Source organism: Sphingomonas sp. R1 (assembly GCF_025960285.1).
GTDB lineage: Bacteria > Pseudomonadota > Alphaproteobacteria > Sphingomonadales > Sphingomonadaceae > Sphingomonas.
This window is the reverse complement of record NZ_CP110111.1, coordinates 1360133-1386206: the sequence shown is the minus strand read 5'-3', so window position 1 is coordinate 1386206 and position 26074 is coordinate 1360133. Positions and strand designations below refer to the sequence as shown.

General features: G+C 66.9%; 29 protein-coding genes, 1 other RNA gene and 1 pseudogene. 22 read left to right on the top strand and 9 right to left on the bottom strand.

Annotated elements, in window-relative coordinates; all coding sequences use genetic code 11:
- Window positions 1–23: 23 nt before the first annotated feature.
- Both OIM94_RS06705 and OIM94_RS06700 read left to right on the top strand, forming a co-directional pair.
- Window positions 24–1892, top strand: coding sequence for an SPOR domain-containing protein (locus OIM94_RS06705; protein ID WP_264609303.1), 1869 nt, complete (start codon window positions 24–26; stop codon window positions 1890–1892).
- A gap of 67 nt (window positions 1893–1959) precedes the next feature.
- Window positions 1960–3099 (top strand): deoxyguanosinetriphosphate triphosphohydrolase, encoded by a 1140-nt coding sequence (locus OIM94_RS06700; protein ID WP_264609849.1) that lies wholly within the window; start codon window positions 1960–1962, stop codon window positions 3097–3099.
- Between the two features lie 150 nt (window positions 3100–3249).
- Here the strand turns inward: OIM94_RS06700 and OIM94_RS06695 are convergent, their stop codons facing one another.
- Complete coding sequence (locus tag OIM94_RS06695) at window positions 3250–4065, bottom strand: TorF family putative porin (RefSeq protein ID WP_264609302.1); 816 nt, start codon at window positions 4063–4065, stop codon at window positions 3250–3252.
- Window positions 4066–4328: 263 nt separating this feature from the next.
- Here OIM94_RS06695 and OIM94_RS06690 point away from each other — a divergent pair, with 263 nt between their 5' ends.
- Window positions 4329–4589 carry a hypothetical protein gene (locus OIM94_RS06690; RefSeq protein ID WP_264609301.1) on the top strand — a complete coding sequence of 87 codons (261 nt, stop codon included), beginning with the start codon at window positions 4329–4331 and terminating at the stop codon, window positions 4587–4589.
- A gap of 93 nt (window positions 4590–4682) precedes the next feature.
- On the opposite strand, the gene OIM94_RS06685 is transcribed toward OIM94_RS06690, so the two are convergent.
- The gene (locus OIM94_RS06685; RefSeq protein WP_264609300.1) at window positions 4683–4964 is read right to left on the bottom strand and encodes a hypothetical protein; all 282 of its coding nucleotides are present in this window, start codon (window positions 4962–4964) and stop codon (window positions 4683–4685) included.
- A 239-nt stretch (window positions 4965–5203) separates the two neighbouring features.
- Here OIM94_RS06685 and OIM94_RS20155 point away from each other — a divergent pair.
- The 3 genes and pseudogenes from OIM94_RS20155 to OIM94_RS06675 all read left to right on the top strand — a co-directional run.
- Window positions 5204–5776: pseudogene (locus OIM94_RS20155) on the top strand (DUF1800 family protein); the annotation flags it as partial.
- Window positions 5777–5843: 67 nt separating this feature from the next.
- On the top strand, window positions 5844–6713 hold the full coding sequence (locus tag OIM94_RS20150; protein WP_319801153.1) for a DUF1800 domain-containing protein: 870 nt from the start codon (window positions 5844–5846) through the stop codon (window positions 6711–6713).
- Between the two features lie 8 nt (window positions 6714–6721).
- The gene (locus OIM94_RS06675) at window positions 6722–7873 is read left to right on the top strand and encodes a DUF1501 domain-containing protein (protein WP_413716394.1); all 1152 of its coding nucleotides are present in this window, start codon (window positions 6722–6724) and stop codon (window positions 7871–7873) included.
- A 108-nt stretch (window positions 7874–7981) separates the two neighbouring features.
- Here OIM94_RS06675 and OIM94_RS06670 read toward each other — a convergent pair whose 3' ends face one another.
- A complete protein-coding gene (locus OIM94_RS06670; RefSeq protein WP_264609298.1) occupies window positions 7982–8779 on the bottom strand; it encodes a DUF3800 domain-containing protein in 798 nt (265 codons plus the stop codon).
- Window positions 8780–9136: 357 nt separating this feature from the next.
- On the opposite strand from OIM94_RS06670, the gene argS reads away from it, so the two are divergent.
- The 8 genes from argS (at window position 9137) to tatC (ending at window position 15904) form a co-directional block, all read left to right on the top strand.
- Window positions 9137–10861, top strand: coding sequence for an arginine--tRNA ligase (argS, locus tag OIM94_RS06665; protein ID WP_264609297.1), 1725 nt, complete (start codon window positions 9137–9139; stop codon window positions 10859–10861).
- A gap of 5 nt (window positions 10862–10866) precedes the next feature.
- Window positions 10867–11577, top strand: coding sequence for an SPOR domain-containing protein (locus OIM94_RS06660; protein WP_264609296.1), 711 nt, complete (start codon window positions 10867–10869; stop codon window positions 11575–11577).
- A gap of 41 nt (window positions 11578–11618) precedes the next feature.
- The gene (nagZ, locus tag OIM94_RS06655; RefSeq protein WP_264609295.1) at window positions 11619–12620 is read left to right on the top strand and encodes a beta-N-acetylhexosaminidase; all 1002 of its coding nucleotides are present in this window, start codon (window positions 11619–11621) and stop codon (window positions 12618–12620) included.
- A 262-nt stretch (window positions 12621–12882) separates the two neighbouring features.
- On the top strand, window positions 12883–13617 hold the full coding sequence (locus tag OIM94_RS06650) for a segregation and condensation protein A (RefSeq protein ID WP_264609294.1): 735 nt from the start codon (window positions 12883–12885) through the stop codon (window positions 13615–13617).
- Window positions 13614–14213, top strand: a complete 600-nt coding sequence (gene scpB, locus OIM94_RS06645) for an SMC-Scp complex subunit ScpB (RefSeq protein WP_264609293.1) — start codon at window positions 13614–13616, stop codon at window positions 14211–14213. Before OIM94_RS06650 ends, scpB begins: the two co-directional genes overlap by 4 nt.
- A gap of 106 nt (window positions 14214–14319) precedes the next feature.
- Window positions 14320–14556, top strand: a complete 237-nt coding sequence (locus tag OIM94_RS06640) for a twin-arginine translocase TatA/TatE family subunit (protein WP_264609292.1) — start codon at window positions 14320–14322, stop codon at window positions 14554–14556.
- 95 nt (window positions 14557–14651) lie between these two features.
- The gene (gene tatB, locus OIM94_RS06635; protein WP_264609291.1) at window positions 14652–15131 is read left to right on the top strand and encodes a Sec-independent protein translocase protein TatB; all 480 of its coding nucleotides are present in this window, start codon (window positions 14652–14654) and stop codon (window positions 15129–15131) included.
- Entirely contained in the window at window positions 15128–15904 is a 777-nt protein-coding gene (tatC, locus tag OIM94_RS06630) for a twin-arginine translocase subunit TatC (protein ID WP_264609290.1), read from the top strand. Before tatB ends, tatC begins: the two co-directional genes overlap by 4 nt.
- 45 nt (window positions 15905–15949) lie before the next feature.
- Here the strand turns inward: tatC and OIM94_RS06625 are convergent, their stop codons facing one another.
- The 3 genes from OIM94_RS06625 to OIM94_RS06615 all read right to left on the bottom strand — a co-directional run bounded on the left by OIM94_RS06625 (window position 15950) and on the right by OIM94_RS06615 (window position 18101).
- Complete coding sequence (locus OIM94_RS06625) at window positions 15950–16084, bottom strand: entericidin A/B family lipoprotein (RefSeq protein WP_264609289.1); 135 nt, start codon at window positions 16082–16084, stop codon at window positions 15950–15952.
- Window positions 16085–16352: 268 nt separating this feature from the next.
- Window positions 16353–17921, bottom strand: coding sequence for a sensor histidine kinase (locus tag OIM94_RS06620; RefSeq protein ID WP_264609288.1), 1569 nt, complete (start codon window positions 17919–17921; stop codon window positions 16353–16355).
- A gap of 12 nt (window positions 17922–17933) precedes the next feature.
- On the bottom strand, window positions 17934–18101 hold the full coding sequence (locus OIM94_RS06615) for a NepR family anti-sigma factor (RefSeq protein WP_264609287.1): 168 nt from the start codon (window positions 18099–18101) through the stop codon (window positions 17934–17936).
- Between the two features lie 273 nt (window positions 18102–18374).
- Between OIM94_RS06615 and OIM94_RS06610 the strand changes: the two genes are divergently transcribed.
- From OIM94_RS06610 to OIM94_RS06580, 7 genes are all read left to right on the top strand, one after another.
- Complete coding sequence (locus tag OIM94_RS06610) at window positions 18375–19172, top strand: response regulator (RefSeq protein ID WP_264609848.1); 798 nt, start codon at window positions 18375–18377, stop codon at window positions 19170–19172.
- 63 nt (window positions 19173–19235) lie between these two features.
- Complete coding sequence (locus OIM94_RS06605) at window positions 19236–19373, top strand: hypothetical protein (RefSeq protein WP_264609286.1); 138 nt, start codon at window positions 19236–19238, stop codon at window positions 19371–19373.
- 92 nt (window positions 19374–19465) lie between these two features.
- Window positions 19466–20119 (top strand): sigma-70 family RNA polymerase sigma factor, encoded by a 654-nt coding sequence (locus OIM94_RS06600; protein WP_264609285.1) that lies wholly within the window; start codon window positions 19466–19468, stop codon window positions 20117–20119.
- A 224-nt stretch (window positions 20120–20343) separates the two neighbouring features.
- An RNA gene (gene ffs / locus OIM94_RS06595) (signal recognition particle sRNA small type) lies at window positions 20344–20441 on the top strand.
- A gap of 72 nt (window positions 20442–20513) precedes the next feature.
- Window positions 20514–22175 (top strand): DNA polymerase III subunit gamma/tau, encoded by a 1662-nt coding sequence (locus tag OIM94_RS06590; protein ID WP_264609284.1) that lies wholly within the window; start codon window positions 20514–20516, stop codon window positions 22173–22175.
- The gene (locus OIM94_RS06585) at window positions 22172–22495 is read left to right on the top strand and encodes a YbaB/EbfC family nucleoid-associated protein (protein WP_264609283.1); all 324 of its coding nucleotides are present in this window, start codon (window positions 22172–22174) and stop codon (window positions 22493–22495) included. Before OIM94_RS06590 ends, OIM94_RS06585 begins: the two co-directional genes overlap by 4 nt.
- Window positions 22496–22566: 71 nt before the next feature.
- Window positions 22567–22827, top strand: coding sequence for a hypothetical protein (locus OIM94_RS06580; protein WP_264609282.1), 261 nt, complete (start codon window positions 22567–22569; stop codon window positions 22825–22827).
- A gap of 56 nt (window positions 22828–22883) precedes the next feature.
- Here OIM94_RS06580 and mtgA read toward each other — a convergent pair whose 3' ends face one another.
- The 3 genes from mtgA to OIM94_RS06565 all read right to left on the bottom strand — a co-directional run bounded on the left by mtgA (window position 22884) and on the right by OIM94_RS06565 (window position 25619).
- Complete coding sequence (mtgA, locus tag OIM94_RS06575) at window positions 22884–23495, bottom strand: monofunctional biosynthetic peptidoglycan transglycosylase (RefSeq protein WP_264609847.1); 612 nt, start codon at window positions 23493–23495, stop codon at window positions 22884–22886.
- 203 nt (window positions 23496–23698) lie between these two features.
- Complete coding sequence (gene rpoH, locus OIM94_RS06570; protein ID WP_264609281.1) at window positions 23699–24604, bottom strand: RNA polymerase sigma factor RpoH; 906 nt, start codon at window positions 24602–24604, stop codon at window positions 23699–23701.
- A gap of 58 nt (window positions 24605–24662) precedes the next feature.
- Window positions 24663–25619: an RluA family pseudouridine synthase gene (locus OIM94_RS06565; protein ID WP_264609280.1), complete on the bottom strand. Its 957-nt coding sequence runs from the start codon at window positions 25617–25619 to the stop codon at window positions 24663–24665.
- A 54-nt stretch (window positions 25620–25673) separates the two neighbouring features.
- Between OIM94_RS06565 and OIM94_RS06560 the strand changes: the two genes are divergently transcribed.
- On the top strand, window positions 25674–26039 hold the full coding sequence (locus tag OIM94_RS06560) for a M67 family metallopeptidase (RefSeq protein WP_264609279.1): 366 nt from the start codon (window positions 25674–25676) through the stop codon (window positions 26037–26039).
- Window positions 26040–26074: the final 35 nt, after the last annotated feature.

Below are 26074 nucleotides of genomic sequence, written 5' to 3'. Positions count from 1 at the left end.
GCTGTGCCAGCAGTGTGGCCAGCATGATCAGCAAGAAACATCTCGGCATCGGCGCGTTCGCGTCGGCGCTTCTCCTCGGCGCGTCTCCGGCGCTGGCGCAGGGCGAAATCGTCCAGGCGCACAACCCGGATGCGGACGCGCTTGCCACGCAGATGCGCGTGCTTGCCGAGAACCCGCGCGATGTCGAGGCGCTGCTGGCGGCGGCGCGGCTGAGCACGCGGCTGGGTGATCTGTCCGGCGCGCTGGCCCTGCTCCAGCGGGCCGAGAGCATCGAGCCGAGCAATCCGCGCATCGCCAGCAACCGCGCCGCGGTGTTGGTGCGGCAGGAGCGCCCGGGCGAGGCGCTTCGGCTGTTCCAGCGGGCGGAACAGCAGGGCGTCGACGTACGCGAGTTTGCCGCCGATCGCGGCCTTGCCTATGATCTGCTCGGCCAGCCGGTGCTTGCCCAGCGCGACTACAAGCTGGCCCTGGCGACACGGCGCGAGGACGAGCTGGTGCGCCGCTATGCGCTGTCGCTGGGCATCAGCGGCAGCCGCGCCGAGGCGGAGCGCGAGCTGGACTCGCTGCTGCGGGCGCAGGACCGTGCCGCGTGGCGGGCGCGGGCGTTCATCCTGGCGATGAACGGCGACATCCCGGGTGCCGAGAAGATCGCCGAGACGATGATGCCGGGCGCCGCGGGCAAGAACGTGGTGCCCTTCTTCCGCCGCATGGCGACGCTGCCCACCGCCGACCGCGCCTTCGCGGTCCATTTCGGCGAGCTTTCGCCGACGCCGGCGCGGCTGGCCGATGCGCGGCTGGCACCGTCGCTGCCGGCCTATACGCCCAGTGCGCCGGTGCAGGTCGCGCAAACACAGCCGGTGAAGCCTGCCACGACGCCGGTTCCGGCGCGCGACGAGTCGCGCGGCCGGCGCTCGACCGCCCGAACCGCGCCCGTCCAGATCGCCCGGGCAGAAACACCGCCCGCGCGTCCGGTCCCGACCGCACCCGCACCAGCAACCGCGCCGGTGTCGACTCCGGCGACGAGCTATCCGGCACCGACCGCCGTGCCCACGCCCGCGCCCACCTATCGCGCACCGACGCCGGTTGCGCCGAGCACTGCGCAGCCCCTCGCGAAGGTGGGGGCCGAGGATAAGTCGCTCGCCGCGATCATCGCGCATGTCGACGTGCCGGCAAGCGAGCGCGAGGCGGCGGCGCGTCCGGTGGCACTGCCGCCCTGGATCAACACCTACACGGCGCGTCCGACGCCTGTCGCGGCCAAGCCGGCGGAGGAGGAGGCGGCCAAGCCCGCCAGGCCCGCCGCTCGCAAGCCGGTGAAGGACGAGGAACCGGTGGAGGCCAAGCCGGTCCGGGGCGTGGCCAAGAAGACTGCGCGGATCGAAGACGAGACAGACGCCAAGCCGGTCAAGGGCGCGCTGAAGAAGGGCGCCAAGACGGAGGACGAAGTCGAGGCCAAGCCGGGCAAGGCTGGCCTCAAGAAGACTGCCAAGGCCGAGGACGATAGCGACGCCAAGCCCGGCAAGGCCGGCGCGAAAAAGGGCGCCAAGGTCGACGAGGACATCGAGGCCAAGCCGCTCAAGGGTAAGAAGGGCGAGCCGAAGAAGCCCGATCCCAAGAAGACGGATCCCGAGCGTGTCTGGGTGCAGGTCGCGAGCGGCGCGAACGAATCGACCGTCGATCGCGCCTGGAAGAGCGTGGCGGCCAAGTCTCCCAAGCTGCTCAAGGCGCGCGGCGGCTGGTGGATGCCGTTCAAGGCGACCAATCGCATCGTCACCGGGCCGTTCAAGACCAACGCCGAGGCGCAGGCCTTCGTCAACAAGCTGGCGGGCGAGGGCGTGTCGGCCTTCGCGGTGACCAGCGAGGCGGGGCAGAAGGTGACGAAGATCGCACCCTGACCCTTCGACAAGGGATCGGGGCTCGGCTAGGGGCGGGCGCGTGAAACAGCTTTCTTCCTGGGCCTGTATGCCCGGCGACACGCGCGGGCGCCTGCACCCCGAAGCCGGCGGGGGCGCCCGCGGCCCGCGCGACGCCTTTCAGCGCGACCGCGATCGCATCATCCATTCGATCAGTTTCCGCCGCCTGCGCCACAAGACGCAGGTGTTCCTGGCGCCCGATGGCGACCATTTCCGGGTTCGGCTGACCCACAGCCTGGAAGTCGCGCAGATCGGGCGGGCCATTGCGCGCGCGCTGGGGCTCAACGAGGATCTTACCGAGGCGCTGTGCCTTGCGCACGATATCGGCCACCCGCCGTTCGGCCATGCCGGCGAGGATGCGCTCGAGGCGGCGCTGGCGGGCAAGGGCGGCTTCGATCACAACGGCCATACGCTCCGCACGCTGACCCTGCTCGACAGCCCCTATCCGTCGTGGAACGGGCTGAATCTCACCTGGGACACGCTGGAGGGCCTCGCCAAGCACAACGGTCCGATCCACGAGCCGCAATGGGCGCTCGCTGCCGCCGATGCGGAATTTCCGCTGGAGCTGGACAGCTGGCCCTCGCTCGAAGCGCAGGTCGCCGCGATCGCCGACGACATTGCCTATGACAATCACGATATCGACGATGGCCTGCGCGCCGGGCTGCTGACGCTCGACCAGATCATGGACGTCCCGATGATCGCGTCCGCCTGGCGCGATGTGGAGGCGCGGTTCCCGGGCGTGGGGGCCAAGCGGCTGACCGGCGAACTGATCCGCTCGCAGATCGGATCGATGGTCAACGACTTCATCGCGGAAACGCGGGCAAGGATTGCGGACTCCGGGGTGACGACGGCCGAGGAGGTGCGGCAGGCGGGGCGGTGCCTGGCCGGCTTCTCGCCCGCGATGCGCGATGCCGAGCGGGGCCTCAAGCGGTTCATGTACGCCAATCTCTACCACCATCCGAGCCAGCTTGCGGCGGCGGCCTCGGCACGGCAGGTGGTGGCAGGGCTGTTCGCCGCCTATGTCGACGATCCGACGCGGATGCCGCCGGAATGGCAGGGCGCGCTTCCTCCCGAGGAGCCGTGGCGCAGCCGCCACATCGCCGACTTCATCGCCGGCATGACCGATCGCTACGCCATCGCCCGGTACCGGGAGCACTGCGGCACGATCGATCTGCCCGAGGGGTTCTGACCCTATTTCCTCCCCCGGAGCGGGGAGGGGGGACCACCGCGCAAGGCGGTGGTGGAAGAATGTCCCGCCAGGCTGGTGGCTCCATCCCGGCCGGGACACCCTGTGTCACGCTGCGCGCGGCCCCCCCCCTTGCGAGGGAGGACTGCGATTTCAGAACGCGGCGCTGAGCGAGAACACCACCTGGCTGCCCGAAATGCTCGAGCCGTCCTTGGTGCTCGAGAAATTCGGCAGCAGATAGGCGCTGTCGCGCTTGGTAATGCTGGTGTCGACATAGGCGACGCCCAGTATCACCTTGCCGAGGGCAAGGTCCGCGCCGAGCAGCCAGTCGGCATAGCTTCCCGTGGGAGCGACGCTGGTGCCGTTGGGGCCGAGGCCCGGGTTGCCGTCCGAATAGCCGAGATGCGCCTTGAGCGTGATCGGCGTGCTCGGCACCGCGGTGCTGACATCGCCCCACAGATAGAGGTTGTGCTTCTTGTCGCCCGCCTTGCTCTCCGGCGTGTTGCTCCAGTTGCCCAGCGCTTCCTGCGGTGGAGCATAGGCGACGCCGGCCAGCGCCGAGACCGGGCCGATCGTGCCGCTCAGCTTCACATAGGGCTCGGCAAAGTCGGTCTTGGAGGCGCCGCCCGGATACATGTACCAGGTGACGCCCACATCGAGCGCCGCACCCTTGCCGATGGGCAGCTTGTAGCCGCCGACCACGTCCAGCTCCATGTTGGCACCGCCGAACGTGCCCCAGCCGGCGAGATTCGACCCCCAGAGCGAGGCATAGAGCCCGCTTTCGTGCGTGGCAGTGAGGCCGCCCTGGACGGCCATCTGCTTGTCGGTCTGCGAGACGCCGCGGAAACGATAGTCGGAAACAAGGGCGACGCTGCCCGACACCGTGACCGGCGGGGGCGCATCCGTCTCCTGGGCGAATGCCGGGGAGGACAGGCCGAGCAGGGCTGCGGCGGCAAGACGAATCTTCATGGAACATTCCCTCTCGGTAGCGAGTGAAAGTTCCAGCCTGCGTCGGCGCGGCGGACGATTCTCGATGGATCGTCCTGTCTTGCCTGCGCCCATTCTTGCGGCGCAGCATTGCCGCTTCTTGGCGCGACTGTAAGAAAATGTTGCTGGCCGCCGTTTCTCCCGGGCGGGACATCTTTCGTTACAGCCACGCAAGGCGACCGAAAAACCTCGGGCGTATCTCCGAGGTCGTGGGTACCACGCCCGCAAATGAGAGGATCGCCACCGTGAAGCTTGCAACCATCGCGCTGTTGTCCGCGACCCTGCTCGCCGCCCCGGCGGCTGCCCAGTCGCTCCACGAGACGCATGAGCGGGTCTGGATGCCCGCCGGCAAGAGCCATGTCGTCGCGTGGCGTGTGAAGGGCCACAAGGCCGAGGCAGCGCAGGCGCACCATCAGGCCGGCAAGCACCAGCATCTCCCGACCCGCAAGGCTCCGGCCGAGGCATCGCGTCAGGGCAGCGGCAGCAGCGTCGGCGCCCCCGACTAGGATTTCATTTCCGTCCCCCCAGAACGGAAAACCCCGCGGTCGCCCAGGCGGCCGCGGGGTACTTCGTTTTACAGGGAGCCTGTGCGGCGTCGCTCAGCGCGACGCGACCTGCACCTTGGTTGCCTTGGGAACGCGGAACGAAACGCGCGTGCCGGCGGCGTTGCCGTCGACCCAGCCGTTGCGGACGACGAGGCGGAACTTCTGGTTGCCCGGCTTGGCAACGCCTTCGAGAACCTGCGCGTCACCCTTGGGGGTCGACGTGTAGACATAGGTCACGCCGTCGCGGGTGAAGCTGCGGGTGGCAGCGTTGTCACCGGCGAAAGCCGGAGCGGCGGCGAACAGGGTAGCGGCAAGTGCGCTGGTGAAACGGGTCACGATCTTTCTCCTTCGTGGATCGAAAAGAGCCAGATCGGCATCCTTCCTATGTTCTTGATAGACAAAATGTTGCGCTGCAGCAGATTCGACAACCGCAAAGGACGGGGGTCATGATTGCAGCATTTGCAACTGTTGCGCGGTGGGACGAGCCGAACGGCGATGCGACGAACCGTTGCGGCTGGCAAACTTCTGCGACACTCGGCGCGTAGACCCTCCTGCAGTCAGCGGAGGTATCGCGGATGGCGGACAAGAGTATCGCATTGAACCGCTTCGGCCTGGGCGCCCGCCCGGGTGACGATCCCGGCGCAGACCCCCGCGGCTGGCTGGACGCGCAACTTCGCCTTTTCGAGGCGGTGCCCGCGGCGCTGGCGAACCAGCCGGCCAGCGGCACGCTCGTCGCCCAGTTCGTCGACTATCGCGAGCGGCTGGCCCAGCTGAAGAAGGCAGCAGGTGCGCCCGGTGCGCCGACCGCCGCCGTGCCGCCGCCCGCGATGCCGGCAAGACCCGCGGGCGCGATGGCGCCGATGGTCGCCCAGCCGCCGGTGGTGCAGGCCGCGGACGACCCGACGGAGGCCTTTCGCAAGCAGTTCGGCCAGCAGAGCCGCGCGCTGTACAATGCCGCGGTCACCGCCCGCGCGCTCGCCGCGATCCAGTCGCCCGCGCCTTTCGCCGAGCGACTGGTGCATTTCTGGGCCAATCATTTCGCCGTCTCGGGCGACAAGATGGAGGTGACCAACCTCGCCGGCGCGTTCGAATTCGAGGCGATCCGCCCGCATGTGATGGGCAGCTTCCGCGACATGCTGTTCGCGGTGGAGCGGCACCCGGCGATGCTGCTGTTCCTCGACCAGGCGGTGTCGGTAGCCGAACAGCCCGCTGGCGGTGCGGGCAGCCAGTCGGCCCAATGTCCGCCGCGGACTCGGCCTCAACGAGAATCTCGCTCGCGAGATCATGGAGTTGCACACCCTTGGTGTGCGCTCCGGTTACAGCCAGACGGATGTGACCGAGTTCGCCCGCGCGATGACCGGCTGGACGGTGGCCGGCTTCGGGCGCGGGCCGGTCGCCAGGTTCACCGGCGCCACCGGCCGCCCGGGCGACTTCGTCTTCGCCGAGCCGATGCACGAGCCGGGCGCGCGCACGATCCTCGGCAAGCAATGGCATCAGGAGGGGGAGGCGCAGGCCGCCGCGGTGCTCGAATATCTCGCCGTCCATCCCGCGACCGCGAAACACATCGCTACCAAGCTCGCCCGCCACTTCGCCGGCGACGATCCCCCGCCCAAACTGGTCGCGCGACTGGAGTCCATTTTCGTCAAGACCGGTGGCCACCTGCCGAGCGTCTATCGCGCGTTGATTGCCGCGCCGGAATGCTGGGCGCCTGCCCCGGTCAAGTTCAAGCCGCCCTGGGAATGGTCGATCTCCGCCATGCGGGCCGTCGGCACCCAGCAGCTCCAGCCCAATGCGGTGCCGGGGCTGATGTACCAGCTCGGCCAGCCGGTGTGGAAGCCGGGCTCGCCCGCCGGCTGGGACGACGTCACCGGCGCCTGGGCCGCGCCCGATGCGGTACTGCGCCGGGTGGAGGCCGCCGAGCGGATCGCCCAGCGCACCCGCGATCAGATCGACCCGCGCGCGCGCGCCGCCGAGATGTTCCCGGAGGCGCTCAGCCCCGGCACCGCCCAGTCGATCGCGCGGGCGGAAAGCAACAGCCAGGGGGTCGCGCTCCTGCTGGTCGCGCCCGAGTTCCTGCGGAGATAAGCGCCATGATGCTCCATCGTCGTCACCTGCTCACCGCCGGCGCGACCGCGCTGCTGGTCTCGCCGCTGGGCGCGCGCCTGGCCTTTGCCGCCGCGCCGACCGAGCGCCGCTTCGTCTTCATCATCCAGCGCGGCGCGGCCGATGGGCTCGGCATCGTCGCCCCGGTGGGCGACCCCGCCTATGCCGGCGCGCGCGGCGACCTCGCCGCCGATTTCGCCAGCGCGCCCAGGCTGGACGACATGTTCGCGCTGCACCCGGCGATGGCGAACTTGGCTGGACTCTATCAGGCAAAGCAGGCGCTGTTCGTCCACGCCGTTGCCTCGCCCTATCGCGACCGCTCGCATTTCGACGGGCAGAACGTGCTCGAGACCGGCGGCGTCTCGGCCTATCAGCTCAAGGACGGCTGGATGAACCGGCTGCTCCGCCTGCTGCCCGAAGGCGACAAGGCGATCGCGCTCGCCGCCGCGGTCCCGATGGCGCTGCGCGGCAGCGTCGAGGTGGCGAGCTATGCGCCGTCCTCGCTGCCCGACGCGTCGGACGACCTGCTCGCGCGGGTGACCGCGATGTACGAAGGCGACCGCCAACTCCACCCGCTCTGGCAGGAGGCGATGGCGACGCGGATGCTCACCGGCGACCTCGGCAGCGACGGGGGCAGACGCGCCGCGGACACCGGCACGCTGGCGGCCAAGCTGCTCTCCGCCCCCGGCGGCGCGCGGATCGCGATGATCGAGACCGGCGGCTGGGACACGCATTCGGGCCAGCGCGGACGGCTGGGCGGGCAGCTCAAGGGCCTCGACGCGATGGTCGCTGCGCTCAAGACCGGGCTGGGGCCGCATTGGGACAATACGCTGGTGGTGGTGGCGACCGAGTTCGGCCGGACGGTGAAGGCCAACGGCACCGGGGGCACCGATCACGGCACCGGCTCGGTCGCGATGCTGCTCGGCGGCGCGGTGCAGGGCGGCCGGGTGCAGGCCGCCTGGCCGGGGCTGGGCGACGCGGCGCTGTACGAGGGGCGCGACCTCAAGCCCACGACGGCGCTCGACGTGCTGATCGCGAGCGCGGTCTCGCGGCATTTCGGGCTGGCGCCAGCGGGGACGGCGAAGGCGCTGTTCCCGGCGATGACAACGGCGGCGGGGATGGAGGGGTTGGTGCGGGGGTAGCGTAAGAATTTTCTTAGGACGCGTGGCGCCCTGCTCATCGCCTGATGCCATAGTTGATTGTCGGGCAGGGCGCTACCACCGTTGGAATGCTGTGAGGGGTGGCTGTAATCAGCCCGCCACGGGTGAATTACTGCGCGGCTCTGCTAGCATTGCAAGGATCACTTCTTTAACTTCCGGGTCTAGATCAAGATCATCTATCTTATGAACTAGGTATAGGCCCGCCCCCGCGACGGACCGCGTTTTTGGATCTCCGAAAAATCTTGGTGAGAGCTCGCGAAGATAACGGGGTTCGGATATGAAATGATTTTTATCTTGTTTGTCTACGCATTTGTAAAGGGCGTGCGCGACAAGGTCTGCCATTTGAAGTAGGGGTTCTTCCGGTTTAGCTTTGACAGAGATGTTTTCTACTTCGATGTGAGATAGTAATGCAGTGTTTGGGTGCTTTGGATTTCGCTGGCACGTGTACAGGAGTCCACGAAGTTTATCGTAGTCGAAGTTTCCTTCTTCGAACACAATATTAAGATTATTGGAAGGAATGTCATTTTCCTTCATAAATGAGCCGACTCGTTCTAGAAGATACTGTGCGCATTTATTATAATACAACTTATGATTATCGTCTATGGCGTCCTTGTATCCACCTAACGTCTTCTTATAAGAGATAACGCCAAAGAGTCTCTTCTTGTGCTTTGATAGCCTTCGTATAAAATGTAACTTTTGAAAATGGTCAAGATTGGAGCAGTGAAGGTTCTTTTGCCGATTTCCGCTCGGACCTGCTCCAAGGTTTCTCTTACTTCGTCGAAGGTTTCGTTTAAGATTAGAGCGGCGCCCATAGTCATATAAGGTGAGGCGCCCTTGGCTTTTCTCCTGACCGAACCACCCCGATTCCGCTGTCTCCGCTTTCGTCAATGAAAACCGTGAATTTATGCTTCATATGGAATGCCCCCTCGTTCCGCAGGTTAAGTCAATCGATCGATTCGGGATATCAATGTGTAAGTTATATTAGAAACAAGTTAAATCTGTTAGGTGGTTTATCAAAGGATGCGCCATTCCAGTTGCCGTCTCGTCTTTGGCGTCAGCAAGAGCTTCGAAACTAGGCAGCGTCCGGAGGGCCGGTCTGAACTGTCCTGTGGAGGCATCTGATCTGCGGAAAGGGGGCGTAGCTGGACGTTGTGTCGCTCCTCCTTCATCGCGAATCCCAATAGGGATGACGGCGCCGCGCCACTGCGCTACAGCCGCTGCTCCCATTCCCCATTGGATTGCTCAATGACGCTTTATGCTCGTTTCGCCGCGCATCTGAATCTGGCCCTGGATGCGCTCGTCCTCGCCGGCGATCTGCCTGCGGGGCTGGAGCGACGTGCGATCACGGTCGAGCCGCCGCGCGATCCGAGCCATGGCGATCTCGCCACCAATGCCGCGATGGTGCTCGCCAAGCCCGCCGGCACCAATCCGCGCGCGCTCGCCGAGAAGCTGGTCGCCGAGCTGGAGAAGCTGGACGAGGTCGCCGCCGTGTCGGTCGCCGGCCCCGGCTTCATCAACCTGACGCTCCAGGCGGACAGCTGGCGCGGCGAAGTCGCCGAGATCCTGCGCGCGGGCGCCGACTATGGCCGCTTGTCGCTGGGCGCGGGGACGACGGTCAACGTCGAATATGTCTCGGCCAACCCGACGGGCCCGATGCACATGGGCCATTGCCGCGGCGCGGTGGTGGGCGATGCGCTGGCGAGCCTGCTCGAATATGTCGGCCACAAGGTCATCCGCGAATATTATGTCAACGACGCGGGCGGCCAGGTCGACGTGCTCGCCCGCTCGGCCCATCTGCGCTACCGCGAGGCACTGGGTGAGACGATCGAGATCCCCGAGGGGCTCTATCCGGGCGACTATCTGAAGCCGGTCGGCCAGCAGCTCGCCGCCGAGTTCGGCGACAAGTACGTCGACGCGCCCGAGAGCGAATGGCTGGCGCTGTTCCGCAAGACCGCGGTCGCGGCGATGCTCGTCATGATCAAGGACGATCTGGCGCTGCTCGGCATCCATCACGACCTGTTCTCGTCCGAGGCCGAGCTGCAGGCCGCCGGCAAGCCCGAACAGGCCGAGGCATGGCTGCGCGAGCGCGGCCTCGTCTATGACGGCGTGCTCGAGGCCCCCAAGGGCGAGACGCCCGAGGATTGGGAGCCGGTGGAGCTGCCGCTGTTCCGCTCGACACAGTTCGGCGATGACCAGGATCGCCCGATCAAGAAGTCGAACGGCCAGTGGACGTACTTCGGCGCCGATCTCGCCTATCACTTCCAGAAGGCGCAGTCTGCCGACCAGCTGATCGACATCTGGGGCGCCGACCATGCCGGCACGGTCAAGCGGATCGTCGCGGCGGTGCAGGCGCTGACCGGCGGCGAGACCCGCTTCGACGTCAAGCTCGTCCAGATGGTCCGCCTGCTGCGCGCCGGCGAGCCGGTGAAGATGTCCAAGCGCGCGGGCAATTTCGTGACCCTTGCGGACGTGGTGCGCGAAGTGGGCAAGGACGTGGTGCGCTTCACCATGCTCACCCGCAAGGCCGATGCCCAGATGGACTTCGACTTCGCCAAGGTGCTGGAAACGTCCAAGGAAAACCCCGTTTTCTACGTGCAATATGCCCATGCCCGCGTGGCATCGGTGCATCGTCGCGCGGCCGAGGCAGGTATCAGCCTGGACGAGGCGGCGGACCTGTCGCTGCTCGACGGCCGCGAGCTGACGGTGGCCAAGCTCGCCGCGCAGTTCCCGCGCGTGGTGGAAGCCGCGGCGAGCGCGCGCGAACCGCACCGGATCGCCTTCTATCTCTATGATCTCGCGGCGGAGTTCCACGCCCTCTACAACATGGGCAATGACTCTGCCGATCGGCGTTTCCTGATCGTGGAGCAGCCGGCGCTCACCCGCGCGCGGCTGTTCCTGGGCCGCTCGATCCAGCAGGTCATCCGCAACGGCCTCGCGCTGATGGGCGTGGAGGCGGTCGAGGAGATGTGATCCCGATGGCCGGCCGGTATGATGACAGCGAGCGGCTCCCCTGGCTGGAGACCGTGGAAGAGGCCTATGAGGAACCCCGGCAGGGCCGGGTGTTCGTCTATGTCTTTGCCGCGCTGCTCGTGCTCGGCCTGGCCGGCGGGCTCTATTACTGGCTGCGGCATCAGGCGTCGCGCGACGGCAATGGCGCGCTGATCGCGGCGCCGGCCGAACCGTACAAGGTGCGGCCGGACCAGCCGGGCGGCATGCGCGTGGATGGAGAGGGAGACATCGTCTTCCGCACCAGCCAGGGCGGGCCGAGCGAGGCGGGCATCAATGTCGGCGCGCTGCCCGAGGCGCCGGTGGAAGGCCAGAAGCCGCAGAAGAACCCGGCCAATGCCCCCAAGGCGAGCAGCAGTGCCACCATCGCGCTGCCCGCGCCGACGCTGATCCGCGCGACGCCGATGCCCAAGACGGTGACGGCGCCCACTGGCGAGGGATCGGGCGCGCTGGTGCAGCTCGGTGCCTTCCCCAGCGAAGGGGTGGCCAACGCGGCCTGGGCGCGGATGTCGAAGCGGTTCGCCTATCTCGCGCCGCTCGGCAAGCTGGTGATCCCCTTCGCCACCGCGGACGGCAAGACCGTCTATCGGCTGCGGGTGAATGCCGGCAGCAATGACCAGGCGCGCGAGATCTGCGGCAAGCTCAAGGTGGCCGGCGAGAACTGCTTCGTCGCGAATTGAAGGGGGTTGCGGGCAGGGCGCAATCGGCTAGGCCTGCGCCCATGAAGCCCGTGATCTTCGGCCTGTCCGGCCTTTCGCTCACCGACGACGAACGCGCCTTTTTCCGCGACGCCGAGCCGCTCGGCTATATCCTGTTCAAGCGCAATTGCGAAAGCCCCGCCCAGATGCGGGCGCTTACCGAGGATCTGCGTAGCTTGCACGGGCGCGACGACCTGCCGATCACGATCGACCAGGAAGGCGGCCGCGTCGCCCGGATGCAGCCGCCGGTGTGGCCGGCCTTTCCGGCGGGTGCGGCATTCGATGCGCTGTACGAGCGCGCGCCGATCTCCGCGATCGAGGCGGCGCGGGCGAACGGCCACGCGCTAGCCGCGATCCTGCGCGAGGCGGGGGTGAATGTGGACCTTGCGCCGATGCTCGATGTGGCGGTGGAAGGCGGCACCCCCGCGATCGGCGACCGCGCGTTCGGGCGCGACCCGATGCGGGTGGCGGCGCTGGGGCGGGCACTGCTCGACGGGTTGCGGCGCGGCGGCGTGGTCGGTGTGATCAAACATATGCCGGGGCATGGCCGGGCCATGGTCGACAGCCATCTCGAACTTCCGCGGGTGACGGCCAGCGCCGAGGAACTCGAAGCGGACCTGCTGCCGTTCCAGCGACTGGCGGCCGCCCCCATGGGGATGACCGCGCATATCGTCTATGAGGCCTGGGATTCCGAACTGCCCGCGACCCTTTCGCCGACGGTGATCCGCGAGATCATCCGGGGGCGGATCGGGTTCGACGGGCTGCTGTTCACCGACGATATCGACATGAAGGCGCTCTCCGGCACCGCCGGGGAGAAGGCCGAGCGCGCGCTCGCGGCGGGCTGCGACGTGGTGCTCGATTGCTGGGCGCGGATGCCGGAGATGGTGGATATTGCCGGGCGGATTGGCGATGCGCCAGCGCCGTGTCTGGAGCGGCTGGCGCGGGCGATGGGGTCGGTCGGCGCGGCGGAGGACGTGCCGCTGGCCGAGCTGCTGGCGAAGCGGGATGCACTGCTGGGGGTATGACCCTTTCTAGCCGCTCCTCCTTGGACGGGCAGGGCTATCGCATATAGCCAAAAGACGTCGTCATCCCCGCGAAGGCGGGGATCGATTGGCGGTGCATCCGAGGTTCTTTCCCCAGCGCACTGGCCAATGGATTCCCGCCTTCGCGGGAATGACGATGGTTTTCGAGATGCCCGCCGACCTTTGGCGTCCTATGCGGTAGCCCGCCCCCAAGGAGGAGGGGCTAATTGTTGCCGCGCCTCGTACCGCCCCCTATGACCGGCCGGTGGACGGGGGCGACGACATCCTGAAGATCGAGGTGGAGGGCTGGGAAGGCCCGCTCGACCTGCTGCTCGCGCTTGCGCGCACGCAGAAGGTCGATCTGCGCCAGATCTCGATCCTCGAACTGGTCGAGCAGTATCTCGCCTATGTCCATGCCGCGCGCGAACTGCGGCTGGAGCTTGCCGCCGACTATCTCGTCATGGCGGCGTGGCTCGCGTATCTGAAGTCCGCGCTGCTGCTCCCGCGCAACCCGGCCGAGAGCCCGAGCCCCGAGGAGCTGGCGCTCCGCCTGCAACTCCGCCTGGAACGGCTGAGCGCGATGCGTGAGGCGGGCGCGCGGCTGGTCGCGCGCGACCGGATGGGGCGCGACGTCTTCCCGCGCGGCGCGCCCGAAGGGCTGCGCGTCGAGCGCCAGGCCAAGTGGGAAGTCGAGATCTTCGACCTGATCGCTGCCTATGGCCGCATCAGCGCGCGGACGCGGCCGGTGATGCACGTCGTGGCGCACCGTGACGTGATGACGCTGGAGGCGGCGCTGGAGCGCCTTTCCACCCAGCTCGGCACCCGGATCGACTGGACGGTAATCGAGAGTTTTCTGCCCGACGGTGCGAGCGATCGCTATCGCCGCTCCGCGCTCGCCTCGTCCTTTGTCGCGGCACTCGAGCTGGCGCGGCAGGGGCGGCTGGAGATCCGGCAGGCGGCACCATTTGCGCCGCTCTACCTCAAGGCGATCCCGCAATGATCGATGCCGGCGATCCGGTGCGGGCGGTGGAGGCCGTGCTGTTCGCCGCCGAGGGGCCGCTCGGCGTGGAGGATATCCGCGCCTATGTCGGGCCCGAGGTGGACGTGCGCGCCGCCCTCGCGGCGCTGGGCGGTTTCTATGCCGGGCGCGGCATCGAACTGGTCCGCCGCGGCGATCGCTGGCATTTCCAGACCGCCGCCGATCTCGCCCATCTGCTTCGCCGCGACCGCGAGGACAGCCGTAAGCTCAGCCGCGCGGGCATCGAGACGCTGGCGATCATCGCCTATCACGAGCCGGTCACCCGCGCCGAGATCGAGGCGATCCGCGGCGTGCAGATCTCCAAGGGCACGATCGACGTGCTGATGGAGGCGGGCTGGGTGCGCCCGGCGGGCCGCCGCGAGGTGCCGGGCCGGCCGCTGATGTATGCGACCACGCCCGGCTTCCTCAGCCATTTCGGGCTCGCCAGCCGGCGCGACCTGCCGGGTATCGAGGACCTGAAGGCAGCGGGGCTGCTCGATCCCGTCGATCTCGCGCTGGAACAGCTGGATGCGGCCGAGGCGGCGAGCGAACGCGAAACTGTCACGGACGACGAATAAGGCCGTCCTCTTCCATTCGGCGCTGTGTACGCCAGCGTTGGGTGATCAACCGTTGCCGTTGGGGGCCGCGGGCCTTAGATAGGTCCGGATATCAAGGAGAATTCTCATGGGTAGCTTCAGCCTGATGCACTGGCTGGTCGTCGGCATCATCGCCATCCTGCTGCTGGGCGGTGGCCGTTTCTCCAACATGATGGGCGACGTCGCCAAGGGCATCAAGAGCTTCAAGAAGGGCATGGCCGAGGACGACAGCACGCCGACGCCGCCGACCCGCCTGGAAGGCAAGGCCGCGCCGGAGACGGGCTATACCCCGGACGCCGAACGCGCCCGCGAGGAGCAGCGCTGAGCGCTGCCGGGGCGCCCGGCCGTCGGGCGCCCGGATGTTGATCGCAGCGTGCCGGGTACACCGGCGCATGCCATGCGAGTGGATACGCCGAAAGAATGTTCGATATCGCGCCCAGCGAGTTTCTGCTCGTGGCCATCGTAGCCCTGGTGTTCATCGGCCCGAAGGATCTGCCGCGGGCCATGCATTTCGTCGGCAAATGGGTGGGGAAGGCGCGCGGCGTCGCCCGCCAGTTCCGCTCCGGCCTCGATTCGATGGTGCGCGAGGCGGAGCTTGCCGAGCTGGAGAAGCAGTGGGCGGCGGAGAATGAGCGGATCATGCGGCAATATCCGCCGCAGCCGCTCGCGGCGCCCGAGGCGCATGCTGTGCCCGCGGCGATCGAGCATCAGCCTCAGGACCCGACGCTCCACGGCGACGACGCCCCGGTGATGACGCCCAAGCCGGATATCCATGCCGATCCCGCGCCGGTGGAGGTTTCCGCAGCCAAGCCGGCGGCAACCGAGGCCAAGGCCGTGCCGGCCACCGGTGCCGTACCGCCCGCAAGCCCCGTACCTCCTTCCAGCGAAGTGCAGCCGTGACCGAGATCGACGATACCCAGGCTCCCTTGCTCGATCATCTGATCGAGCTGCGGCGGCGGCTGATCTGGTCGATCGTATCGCTGCTCGTCGCGTTCGGCGGCTCGCTCTATTTCGCGCGCGGCATTCTCGGCTTCCTGGTTGCCCCGCTCAAGACCGCGGGTCAGGTGAAGATCATCAACACCGAGATCTTCGGCGGCTTCCTCGTCGAGGTGAAGGTCGCCTTCTTCGCGGGCCTGATGATCGCCTTTCCGGTGATCGCCAACCAGCTGTGGCAGTTTGTCGCCCCCGGCCTCTACCGGCGCGAGAAGCAGGCGCTGCTGCCTTTTCTGCTCGCAACGCCGGTGCTGTTCACCGCAGGGGCGGCGATGGCCTATTTCGTCGCCATTCCGGTGGCGCTGAAATTCCTGCTCGGCTTCCAGGGCAACCTCGGCGGCGTGCAGCAGGAAGCGCTGCCAGACGTCAACAGCTACCTCAAGTTCATCATGCAGTTCATCTTCGGCTTCGGGATCTCGTTCCTGCTGCCGGTGCTGCTGATGCTGCTCGAACATGCCGGCATCGTCACCTATGAGCAGCTGAAGGGCGCGTGGCGCTACGCGATCGTTGCGTCGGTGGCGATTGCCGCGGTGCTGACGCCGCCGGACGTGGGATCGCAGCTGCTGCTCGCGGGCCCGCTGGTGGGCCTGTACTTCCTGTCGCTGGTCGCGATCTATTTCACGCGACGCCGGCGGGAACGCACGGCGGCGGCAGACGGCGAGGCGCATACCGCCGAATAAGCGACGCCCCCGCCGCGAGGTCGCGGCAGGGGCGCGCTGAAATTCTTACTTCGACTTGGCAGCCGCGTTGGCGACCGTGTCGCCGGCCGAGGCCACGTCCTTGCCGGCGCCTTCCACGGTGTTGCAGGCAGCGATCAGCAGGGTGCCGGCAAGAGCGGCACAGGCGATGAGTTTACGCATCGAACATCTCCAGATTTTCCCCGATTTCGGGACGGTGGTTCAATGCCGTGCTGCCCGAATCGTTCCGGTCGCGCGCCGGGGTGCGGCTGCGGTGCAGTGAAGATTACGATGGTCTGGGGGGATGTAGGCCCGGAAGCGCCACCGGGGGGGGGAGGGGGTAGACGCTTCCGGGCCCATGTCGTGGATAGCGAGAGCGGGGGGGCAAAAGGTCGCTATCCGAAGATGAAAACGTCGGTCGTGGAAGCGGGTTCCCGCATGCCCGCAAATTTTATGGGCGTCCGTTGATCGCGATGCTGGTTTCATAGGCGCCGACGAGCGGATCATGATGCAGCTGGGCGCGCAGCTGCCGGGCAAGGCCCTGCAGCACACGACCATAGCGCTTCTCGACCAGCAGTTCGAAGGTGGGATTGCTGATCAGGGCAGGCGAGGAGACGCGCAGCACCGCCCGCTCGGCGCCGTCGGGCGCCTTGATCGAGATGCGGATCTGCGCCGCGTCGTTGCAGGCGATGGCGAGTTCGACGATTTCGGTGAGCAGGAACGAAACGGCGATGGCGACGTCCTGTGTCACCAGCAGCGCCTCCACCTCCAGCGTGATACCGACGCCCTTTGCCTGGGCGGGCGCCGTCGCACGCAGATTGGCGGCAAGCTCGCCGATCACCGCGCGCAGTTCCAGGCCGCGGTTTTCCTCCATCTCGGCATAATGGTGACGATGCACCACGGCGAGCGCGTCCACCCGCCGCTGGATCGAGGCATAGGCGTCGGCGGCCTCCTGCCCCTTGGCGGCGCGGGCATGGAAGTTGATCAGGCTGGAGATCACCTGCAGATTGTTCTTCACCCGGTGATGCACTTCGCGGGTGAGCTTGGTCTGCTGCACCAGCCCCTTGGCCAGATCGGCTTCGTGCGCCTGCACGGTGCGGCTGATCTCGCTGAAGGTATCGCCGAGTTCGCGAATTTCCTGGGCTGGGATCGGACCAAGGCGCTCGGTATCGATCACGTCGCCCGGGCGATAATGCGCGACGCTGCTGCGCAGGCGGCGAAGCGGGCGGATCAGCAGAATGTTGACGACGAACCAGCCGATGCCGGCCGCGGCGATCCACATCAGCACCAGCAGCACGGTGGCGATCACCAGCGGTGACGTGATCGGCGCCCCCGGCATGGTGGTTTCGAGCGCGAGATCGTCCACGCCAAGGTTGCTGCGCAGGCTCTTGCCGCGATCCAGCGGGCCGCTCTCCTTGAGCGCGCGCAGCGTCAGCCGATCGCCATGGCCGATCAGCGCCGCGCCATATTCGGGCACGAAGCCGCTGGGGCGTGCCAGCCCGGCCAGCAGGTCGCGCGGATAATAGGCGATCGCCGCGCTGCCGGCCTCGCCGCCGAGGCGCAGCACCAGCCCGCCCGGCACGATCCGCGCCGCGAGCCCGCCGCGCTCGGCTGCCAGTAGATCGGCCTGTTCGAAGGCGCTGCCGCACAGCACGCGCCCGCGGCCATCGCGTACCACGAAATGGGCGGGGGCCTGCCCCGCATAGGTGCCGGCGAGCCGAGTGCAGCTGGGGGCATCGTCGGGATTGCGGGCCAGCGCCGCCAGCGCGTCGCCCAGCTGCGCGACATGGTTCGCCAGCAGGTTTTCGAGATTGCCCGCGCTCTCCTGCGCGGTAACCGTCAGCCGCTCGCGCGCTTCGTCGTCAGCGCTGCGGGTGGTCTGCAGCGTGGTGAACAGCGCAATCAGTGCCAGCGGCAGCAGCGCGCCGACCAGGATAAGGAATACTTTCGCGCCGGTGGGCAATCGCCCCAGCGCCGCCGAGAAGCCTCGGCCGCGGGGTTGGGAATCCAGGCCGTTCATGTCCGGCGGTGTTTAATCCAGCTTCTTCAAGAGGTCGAGCAGATCATCCGGCACGGACTCGTTCAGCGTGTCGTCATATGCGCGGCGCAATGCATCGCCGACATCGGCGCTGGGAGCTGGCGTCTGGCCACTACCCTTTGCCGGCGGCTGCTTGCCCTGATTATTGTTAGCGGAGTGCACCAATTCCCCCCTGAGGGTCCGGATCGTCCGGACGAGCCGGACCGAGTGAACAATGTGACCGCTACCGCGAATACCGCGAACGACGCCGAGTGCAAGCACCCGGCGTCGCGGCAGCCATTCACGCAGTCCGACCGATGAAACCAAAGATCACCTCGATTGTTCCACGTTCGATGCGAAATCCGGGGAGGGGCTCCTTCGGGTGACGGAATCAATTGAATTACGGCCCGTCGGGGGCGAGAAAGGCCCCCGAACCTGATGGAGAATACACAGCTCATGTCGCTTGGTCAGCAACTCGCGCCGCACCTTCCGCTCCTGCGGCGCTATGCCCGTGCGCTCACCGGCAATCAGGCCGAAGGCGATCGCTATGTCCGTGCCGCACTGGAAGCGATCGTCGAAGCGCCGGACCAGTTCCCGCGAGACGTGGATGCCCGTCTCGGCCTGTATCGCACCTTCCAGGTGATCTGGCAGTCGAGCCAGTGGGACGACAGCATCGACGCAGTCGAGCAGGGCACGGACGCCGAATCGATCGCGCGCAAGCGGCTCGCGCGGCTGACGCCGCTGTCGCGCCAGGCGCTTCTGCTGACGACGGTGGAAGGTTTTCCGCCCGAGGACGCTGCCTTTCTGATCGGCGAGCCGGCGGATCGTGTTGCCGAACTGGTGGCCGAGGCGGTAAGCGAGATCGAGCGCCAGACGCGTACCCGCGTGATGATCATCGAGGACGAGCCGCTGATCGCGATGGATCTCGAGCAGATCGTTCGCGACCTCGGCCATGACGTCACCGGTGTCGCCGTCACGCGCGACGAAGCCGTCGCGCTGGCAATGGAAGATCGCCCCGGTCTGGTGCTGGCGGACATCCAGCTCGCCGACGACAGCTCGGGCATCGACGCGGTGAAGGACATCCTCGCCGAATTCGCGGTGCCGGTGATCTTCATCACTGCCTTCCCGGAGCGACTGCTTACCGGCGAACGCCCCGAGCCGACCTTCCTGATCACCAAGCCGTTCCAGCGCGAAACGGTAAAGGCGACGATCAGCCAGGCGCTGTTCTTCGATGAGGCGACGATCCCGGCGTGAAGGTAAAATGAGGCGGGTTCCACCCGGTACGGACCCAAAACGGTCCTCATGTGTTTAACCGTCATGGCTGAGCATGATGAACCCGCCTCCGTCAGCAAGGATCGTGCCCGTGGCGGCACGACGCCCGGCGTTACCCGCTATGTGTTGGGTATCGGGCTGCTGCTGGTCATCGTGATTTTCGCCATTATCCTCTTGGTCTGATTGGCATGTTTCGAGAAACGAAGCTTGTAATCGACCCTCTGGACCCCAGCTTGGCAATGAACGACGCCGCGAGCGCAACTGATCGGGAATGCATGACGACCGAAGCTACCCACACGGATCATGAAGAGCCGGGCGCGAACGCGGCGCCGGTGGAACATGTTTCGCTCTCGGACCCCGAGTTCAAGACGCAGCTTGCCCAGGTAATCCCGCATCTGCGTGCGTTTGGCCGTTCGCTTTCAGGCAGCCGTGACCTCGCGGACGATCTCGTCCAGGAGACGCTTCTGAAGGCATGGGCCGCACGCAAGCGGTTCCAGGCGGGCACCAATATGCGCGCCTGGACCTTCATCATCCTGCGCAATCTCTATCTCAGCCAGATGCGCCGCGCGCGGTTCAAGGGCGAATGGGACGACCTGGTCGCCGATCGCCTGCTGGCGGCACCGGCGAGCCAGGATCGCCATGTCGAGCTGGCAGACATGCAGCGCGCCTTGCTGCACCTGCCGCAGCCGCAGCGCGAGGCGCTGATTCTGGTCGGCGCGGGTGGCTTTGCCTATGAGGAGGCGGCCGAAATCTGCCAGGTCGCCGTCGGCACGATCAAGAGCCGGGTCGCGCGTGGCCGCGTCGCACTGGAGGCGCTGATGTCGGAAGGCCAGCTGCCCTCGCGTCGCTCGACCGCGCTCAACGAGGACGGCCGCACGGCGCTGGATACGATCATGGGCGAAGTGGAAGACCTCAGCCGCGAGCGCTGAGGCGATTGACGAAATCCAGTGGGAAGCCGGTACGGACGCCCACGGATTCTATGGAGAGCCTCCGCCCGACGGCATCCCGTCGCTCGGAGGCTTTTTTGCGACCAGACCATAATCGCCCGGGCCGGGGTTGTATGCGCGTGGGCGATATCCTCGCCCGGTTTGCTGCGCTGATCCGCTAGGCCAAACAGGCCCTTGCATCGGCGACGTGCTTCGCCCATATGCGCCGCGGGAGTCGGGCGGACGGGATCGTCGCCAACCCGGTCAGGTCCGGAAGGAAGCAGCCGTAACGATTTCGTCCCGGGTCGTTCCGGCTCCCACCCCTCCGACATCGCTATCCACAGGCCAGCGCGCTAGCGCTTCGACAAATGCCGTGCGGATGCCTAGATAGGCAGCGATGTCCGATTCCCTGCTTGGCCTCGACGAACCCCCGCAGCCGCAGCGCGGCGAAGCCTATCGCGTGCTCGCCCGCAAATACCGGCCGCAGACGTTCAGCGCGCTGATCGGCCAGGATGCGATGGTCACCACGCTCGGCAATGCGATCCGTCGCGGCCGGCTGGCACACGCCTTCCTGCTGACCGGCGTGCGCGGGGTGGGCAAGACCTCCACCGCCCGCCTGATCGCCAAGGCGCTCAACTGCATCGGCCCGGACGGGCAGGGCGGTCCGACGATCGACCCGTGCGGCGTGTGCGAGCCCTGCCGCGCGATCGCCGAGGGGCGCCATATCGACGTGATCGAGATGGACGCTGCCAGCCATACCGGCGTCGACGACGTGCGCGAGATCATCGAGGCGTCGCGCTACGCCGCGGTCTCCGCGCGCTACAAGATCTACATCATCGACGAAGTCCACATGCTGTCGAAGAACGCGTTCAACGCGCTTCTGAAGACGCTGGAGGAGCCGCCGGGGCATGTGAAGTTCCTGTTCGCCACCACCGAAGTGAACAAGGTGCCGGTGACGGTGCTGTCGCGCTGCCAGCGCTTCGACCTGCGCCGCATCTCGGCCGAGCTGCTCGCCGAGCATTTCGCCAAGGTGTGTGCGGCCGAGCAGGTCGAGGCGGAGCCCGAGGCACTGGCGCTGGTCGCGCGTGCGGCAGAGGGCTCGGCGCGCGACGGGCTCTCGATCCTCGACCAGGCGATCGCGCATGCGGGGCTTGAAGGCGAGGGCGTGAAGGCGGAAGCCGTGCGCCAGATGCTCGGCCTGTCCGATCGCGGCGCTAATCGCGATCTGTTCGGCACGTTGGTGGAAGGTCAGGCGCAGAAGGCGCTGGCGGGGCTGCGGGCGCAATATGATCTCGGTGTCGATCCGCTGGCGGTGCTCCGCGCGCTGCTGGAGACGGTGCACGGGGTGACGTTGGTCAAGCTCGGCACGCATCGGCTCTCCGGCCAGTCGCTCGAGGAGCGCGAGGCGATGGAGGGCTGGGCGAGCCGGCTGTCCTTCCCGGCGCTCCACCGGCTGTGGCAGCTGCTGCTGCGCGGGCATGACGAGGTCGCCAAGGCCGCCCTGCCGATCGAGGCGACCGAGATGGCGCTGCTGCGGGTGATCCATGCAGCCCAGCTCCCCGATCCGGGCGAGCTGGCCAGGCAGATCCTGAGCGGCAGCATCGCAGTGCCGGCGGGCGGCCCCGCCGCTGCTGCGCCTGCCGCGCCGACCGCGCCTGCGCCGGCGACGGTGCAGGAAAGCGGCCCGGTGCTGCCGACCAATCTCGCGCAACTCGCCGAGCATCTGGAGGAGCATCGTCGCCTTCAGCTCGCGATGTTCGTGCGCGATTACATGCGACCGGTGCGCTTCGAGGGCAGCGAGATCGATTTCGGCGCAGCGCGGCCGCTGCCGCAGGATTTCGTGCGCGAGCTCGGCGGTGCGCTCAAGGACAGCACCGGCGTGCACTGGAAGATCGCCCTCGTCGACGGGGCCACCGCGATGACGCTGCGTGAGGAGCAGGCGGCGGCCGAGGCGGCCGAGCGCGACGCCGTGCTCGCCTCGCCGATCGTCGCCGCGGCGATGCAAGCTTTTCCTGATGCCGAGTTGATCGGCTGGACCAAAACCGGGAGTGACGGATGAAGAGTCTCGAAGACATCATGGCCATGGCGCAGAACGTGCAGGCCGAACTGACCAAGGCGCAGGCAAGCCTCGACACGGTCGAGGTCGAGGGCGTGTCGGGCGGCGGACTCGTCAAGGTGACGGCGAGCGCCAAGGGCCGCATCATCGGCATCGCGATCGACGATTCGCTGGTCAACGTCGCCGAAAAGGCGATGCTGGAAGATCTGCTGGTCGCCGCGTTCAACGATGCGCGAGTGAAGGCCGATGCCGCCTCGTCGGAAGCGATGAGCAAGATGACCAGCGGCCTGCCGCTGCCGCCGGGCTTCAAGCTCCCGTTTTGAGACAATAGCTTAGGGAACCATCGGTTCGTCTACTCGGTTGCAGTCGCCAGTGTAACCGAGGAGACACGATCATGGCGGAACGTATCGTTGAAGATGGCGTGGCAACGGATCGCGCGAGCCACACCACGGTGATCGAGCGCCGCAGCGGCGGCGGTGCCGGCATGGCGCTGATCGGCTTGGCGGTGCTGATCGCGGTGGTGATCGGCGCATTCTATCTGTTCAACCAGAACGCCCGCGAAAATGCCAAGACCAACGCGGTGACCAGCGCGGCGAGCAGCGTGGGCGATGCCGCAAAAGACGTTGGCGACGCGGCGAAAGACGCTGCGAAGTAAACGCTGCTAAACTCCCCTCCCGCTTTCGGGAGGGGAGCGCAAGAGGCGCGTTTGGGTCACAGGCACCGATCCAGCCCATTGCCCGCCACGACGTTGATCCGCGCAGTGATCTTGTTGCCATAGCGCCGGGTGAACCCGCGCGGGTCGATCGCCGCCCGCTTCTTGGGCAGCGGCAGCACGGCGGCGATCAGCGCCGCCTCGCGGTCCGAGAGCTGCGAGGCATCATGGTGGAAGTAGCGCTCGGCCCCGGCATTGACGCCGTAGGTGCCGATGCCGGTTTCGGCGACATTGAGGTACACCTCCATGATCCGCCGCTTGCCCCAGATATTCTCGATCAGCACCGTGAAATAGGCTTCCAGGCCTTTCCGAAAATAGCCGCCGCCCTGCCAGAGGAACACGTTCTTGGCGGTTTGCTGGCTGATCGTCGAGCCGCCGCGAATCTTGTGCGTGCCCTGCGCGTTGCGCTGATAGGCCTTCTCGATCGCTGCGAAATCGAAGCCGTTATGCTGGCAGAAGCGCGCATCTTCCGCCGCGATCACCGCGCGGGCCATGCTTGGATCGATGCGGCTCAGCGGCATCCAGTCCTTGGTGGCGCCGTGCCCGGCGACCACGTCGCCGAGCATCGTCCAGGTAATGGGCGGCGGCACCAAGCGATAGATCGTTACCATCAGCAGCGACAGCAGCACGAAGCCGAACACGAGTTGGAACCCGAGCACGATCAGCCGGCGCCACCAGGGCTTTCGCTGCGTGGTCGAAGAGCCTCGACGCGAGGAAGGACGGGGGGAGGAGCGGGCGCGATTCCTAGTCACGCGCTCGCCATGCCCCAGCCGGGGCGGTTCCTGCAATCACCTGGCAGGAACCGCGCGCCGGATCAGTGTGCGGCGAGCAGACGGCGGTCGCCTGCCAGACGCATCATCGCCTTTTGCAGCTTCTCGAAAGCGCGCACCTCGATCTGGCGGACGCGCTCGCGCGACACGCCATAGACCTGGCTCAGTTCCTCGAGCGTCTTGGGGTCGTCGGTCAGGCGACGCTCGGTGAGGATGTGCTTCTCGCGCTCGTTGAGGTCCTCCATCGCCGAGACGAGCATGTCGTGGCGGACATCGGCCTCCTGCGCTTCGGCGACCGCCTCGTCCTGCAGCGGGCCTTCATCGGCCAGCCAATCCTGCCACTGGCTCTCGCCGTCCTCGCGCATCGGCACGTTGAGCGAGGTATCCCCGCCCATCGCCATCCGGCGGTTCATCGAGGTGACCTCTTCCTCGGTCACCCCCAGATCGGTGGCGATCTTGGCGAGGTTTTCGGGCGAGAGGTCGCCATCCTCGAACGCGTCGAGCTTGGCCTTCATCCGGCGCAGGTTGAAGAACAGCTTCTTCTGGGCTGCCGTGGTGCCCATCTTGACGAGCGACCAGCTGCGCAGAATGAATTCCTGGATCGACGCGCGGATCCACCACATCGCATAGGTGGCCAGGCGGAAGCCCCGATCCGGCTCGAACTTCTTCACGCCCTGCATCAGGCCAATATTGCCTTCAGAGATCAGCTCCGACACCGGCAGGCCGTAGCCGCGATAGCCCATCGCGATCTTCGCCACGAGGCGGAGGTGCGAGGTGACCAGCTGGGCCGCGGCATCGGTGTCGCCATGCTCCTGAAAGCGCTTGGCGAGCATATACTCCTGCTCCGGGCTCAGGATCGGGAATTTCTTGATCTCGGAAAGATAGCGATTGAGGCTGGCCTCGCCGCCGAGCGCCGGGATCGTCGCGGGGACGTTGCTGCCGGTAGCCATGATCGTTTCTCCCTTTCCTTCGGGCGCCGGTCCCACCGGGACTCGCGCGCCGCAAAACTCATACGATAAGCTGGTTGAACAGTTCCTGCATGTCTGCAGGTATTTCGCTATCGAACGCCAAAGCGTTACCATTTATCGGGTGGATGAACCCGAGACGTGCCGCATGCAAGGCCTGGCGCTGGAAACCCAAGGTTGCCAGAAGTCCGCGATGGGTGGAACGCATACTTCCATATAGAGGGTCCCCGACCAGCGGGTGGCCGATCGACGCCATGTGGACGCGCACCTGATGCGTCCGGCCCGTTTCCAGCCTGCATTCTATGTAACTTGCATCGCGCAGTTCACGAATTTTGCGCCAATGGGTAATAGCATGCTTGCCATGACCCGGCGAACACACCGCGATCTTCTTGCGGTTGCTTGGCGAGCGCGCAAGCGGGGCATCCACCGTTCCGGAGGCAGCCAACACCCGGCCGCTTGCGATCGCCCGGTAGCGCCGGTCGATCGAGTGCGCCTTGAACTGATGGGCAAGGCCGACATGCGCAGGATCCGTCTTGGCCGCGACCATCAGGCCCGAGGTGTCCTTGTCGATGCGGTGCACGATCCCCGGACGCGCCACGCCGCCGATCCCGGAAAGCTGGCCCGCGCAGTGGTGGAGCAGGGCATTGACCAGCGTCCCGTCGAGATTGCCCGCCGCGGGGTGGACGACCAGGCCGGCCGGCTTGTCGATCACGATCAGATGCGCGTCTTCGAACACCACGTTGAGCGGAATGTCCTGGGCTTCGTTGTGCGCGGGCTTGGGATCGGGGACGGTGACCTGGAATACTGCGCCCCCCACCGCCTTGCGGGCGGGATCGCGGGCGAGCGCGCCATCGGGGCCGGTCACCGCGCCGGAGGAGATCAGCGCCTTCACGCGTTCGCGCGACAGCGTTGGCAGCGCGTCGGTCAGCGCACGGTCGAGGCGCCAGCCATGCGCCTCGTCTGCGATCCGCGCTTCTAAGATGGAAACCCCCTGATTCATGTTTTACCGGAAATGGGCATGGGCGTTACGATTTCAAGATCTATACTGGCCGGTATGAAAAAAGCTTCGGCCGTCGCCGCACCGCGCGAGGCGTGCGGCCTGCTGTTCGGCGCGGATGACGCGATCATCGCCTTTTCGCAGACGGCGAACATCGCCGCATCGCCCGAGACCCGGTTCGAGATCGATCCGGCGGCGCTGTTCGCGGCGTTGCGCGCCGAGCGCGCGGGCGGGCCCCGGCTGATCGGCTATTGGCACTCGCACCCCAGCGGTGATCCACTGCCCTCGGCGACCGACGCTGCCATGGCCGCGCCCGACGGCAAGCTGTGGGTCATCCTCGGCGGGGCGGCGGTTACCTGCTGGCGTGCGGGGACGCATGGCCGCTGGGACCGGTTCGGGCCGGAGGTGCTGGAGGCGGTGTGATCGCCGAGCCACGCCCCGATTGCACCGGTGCGATC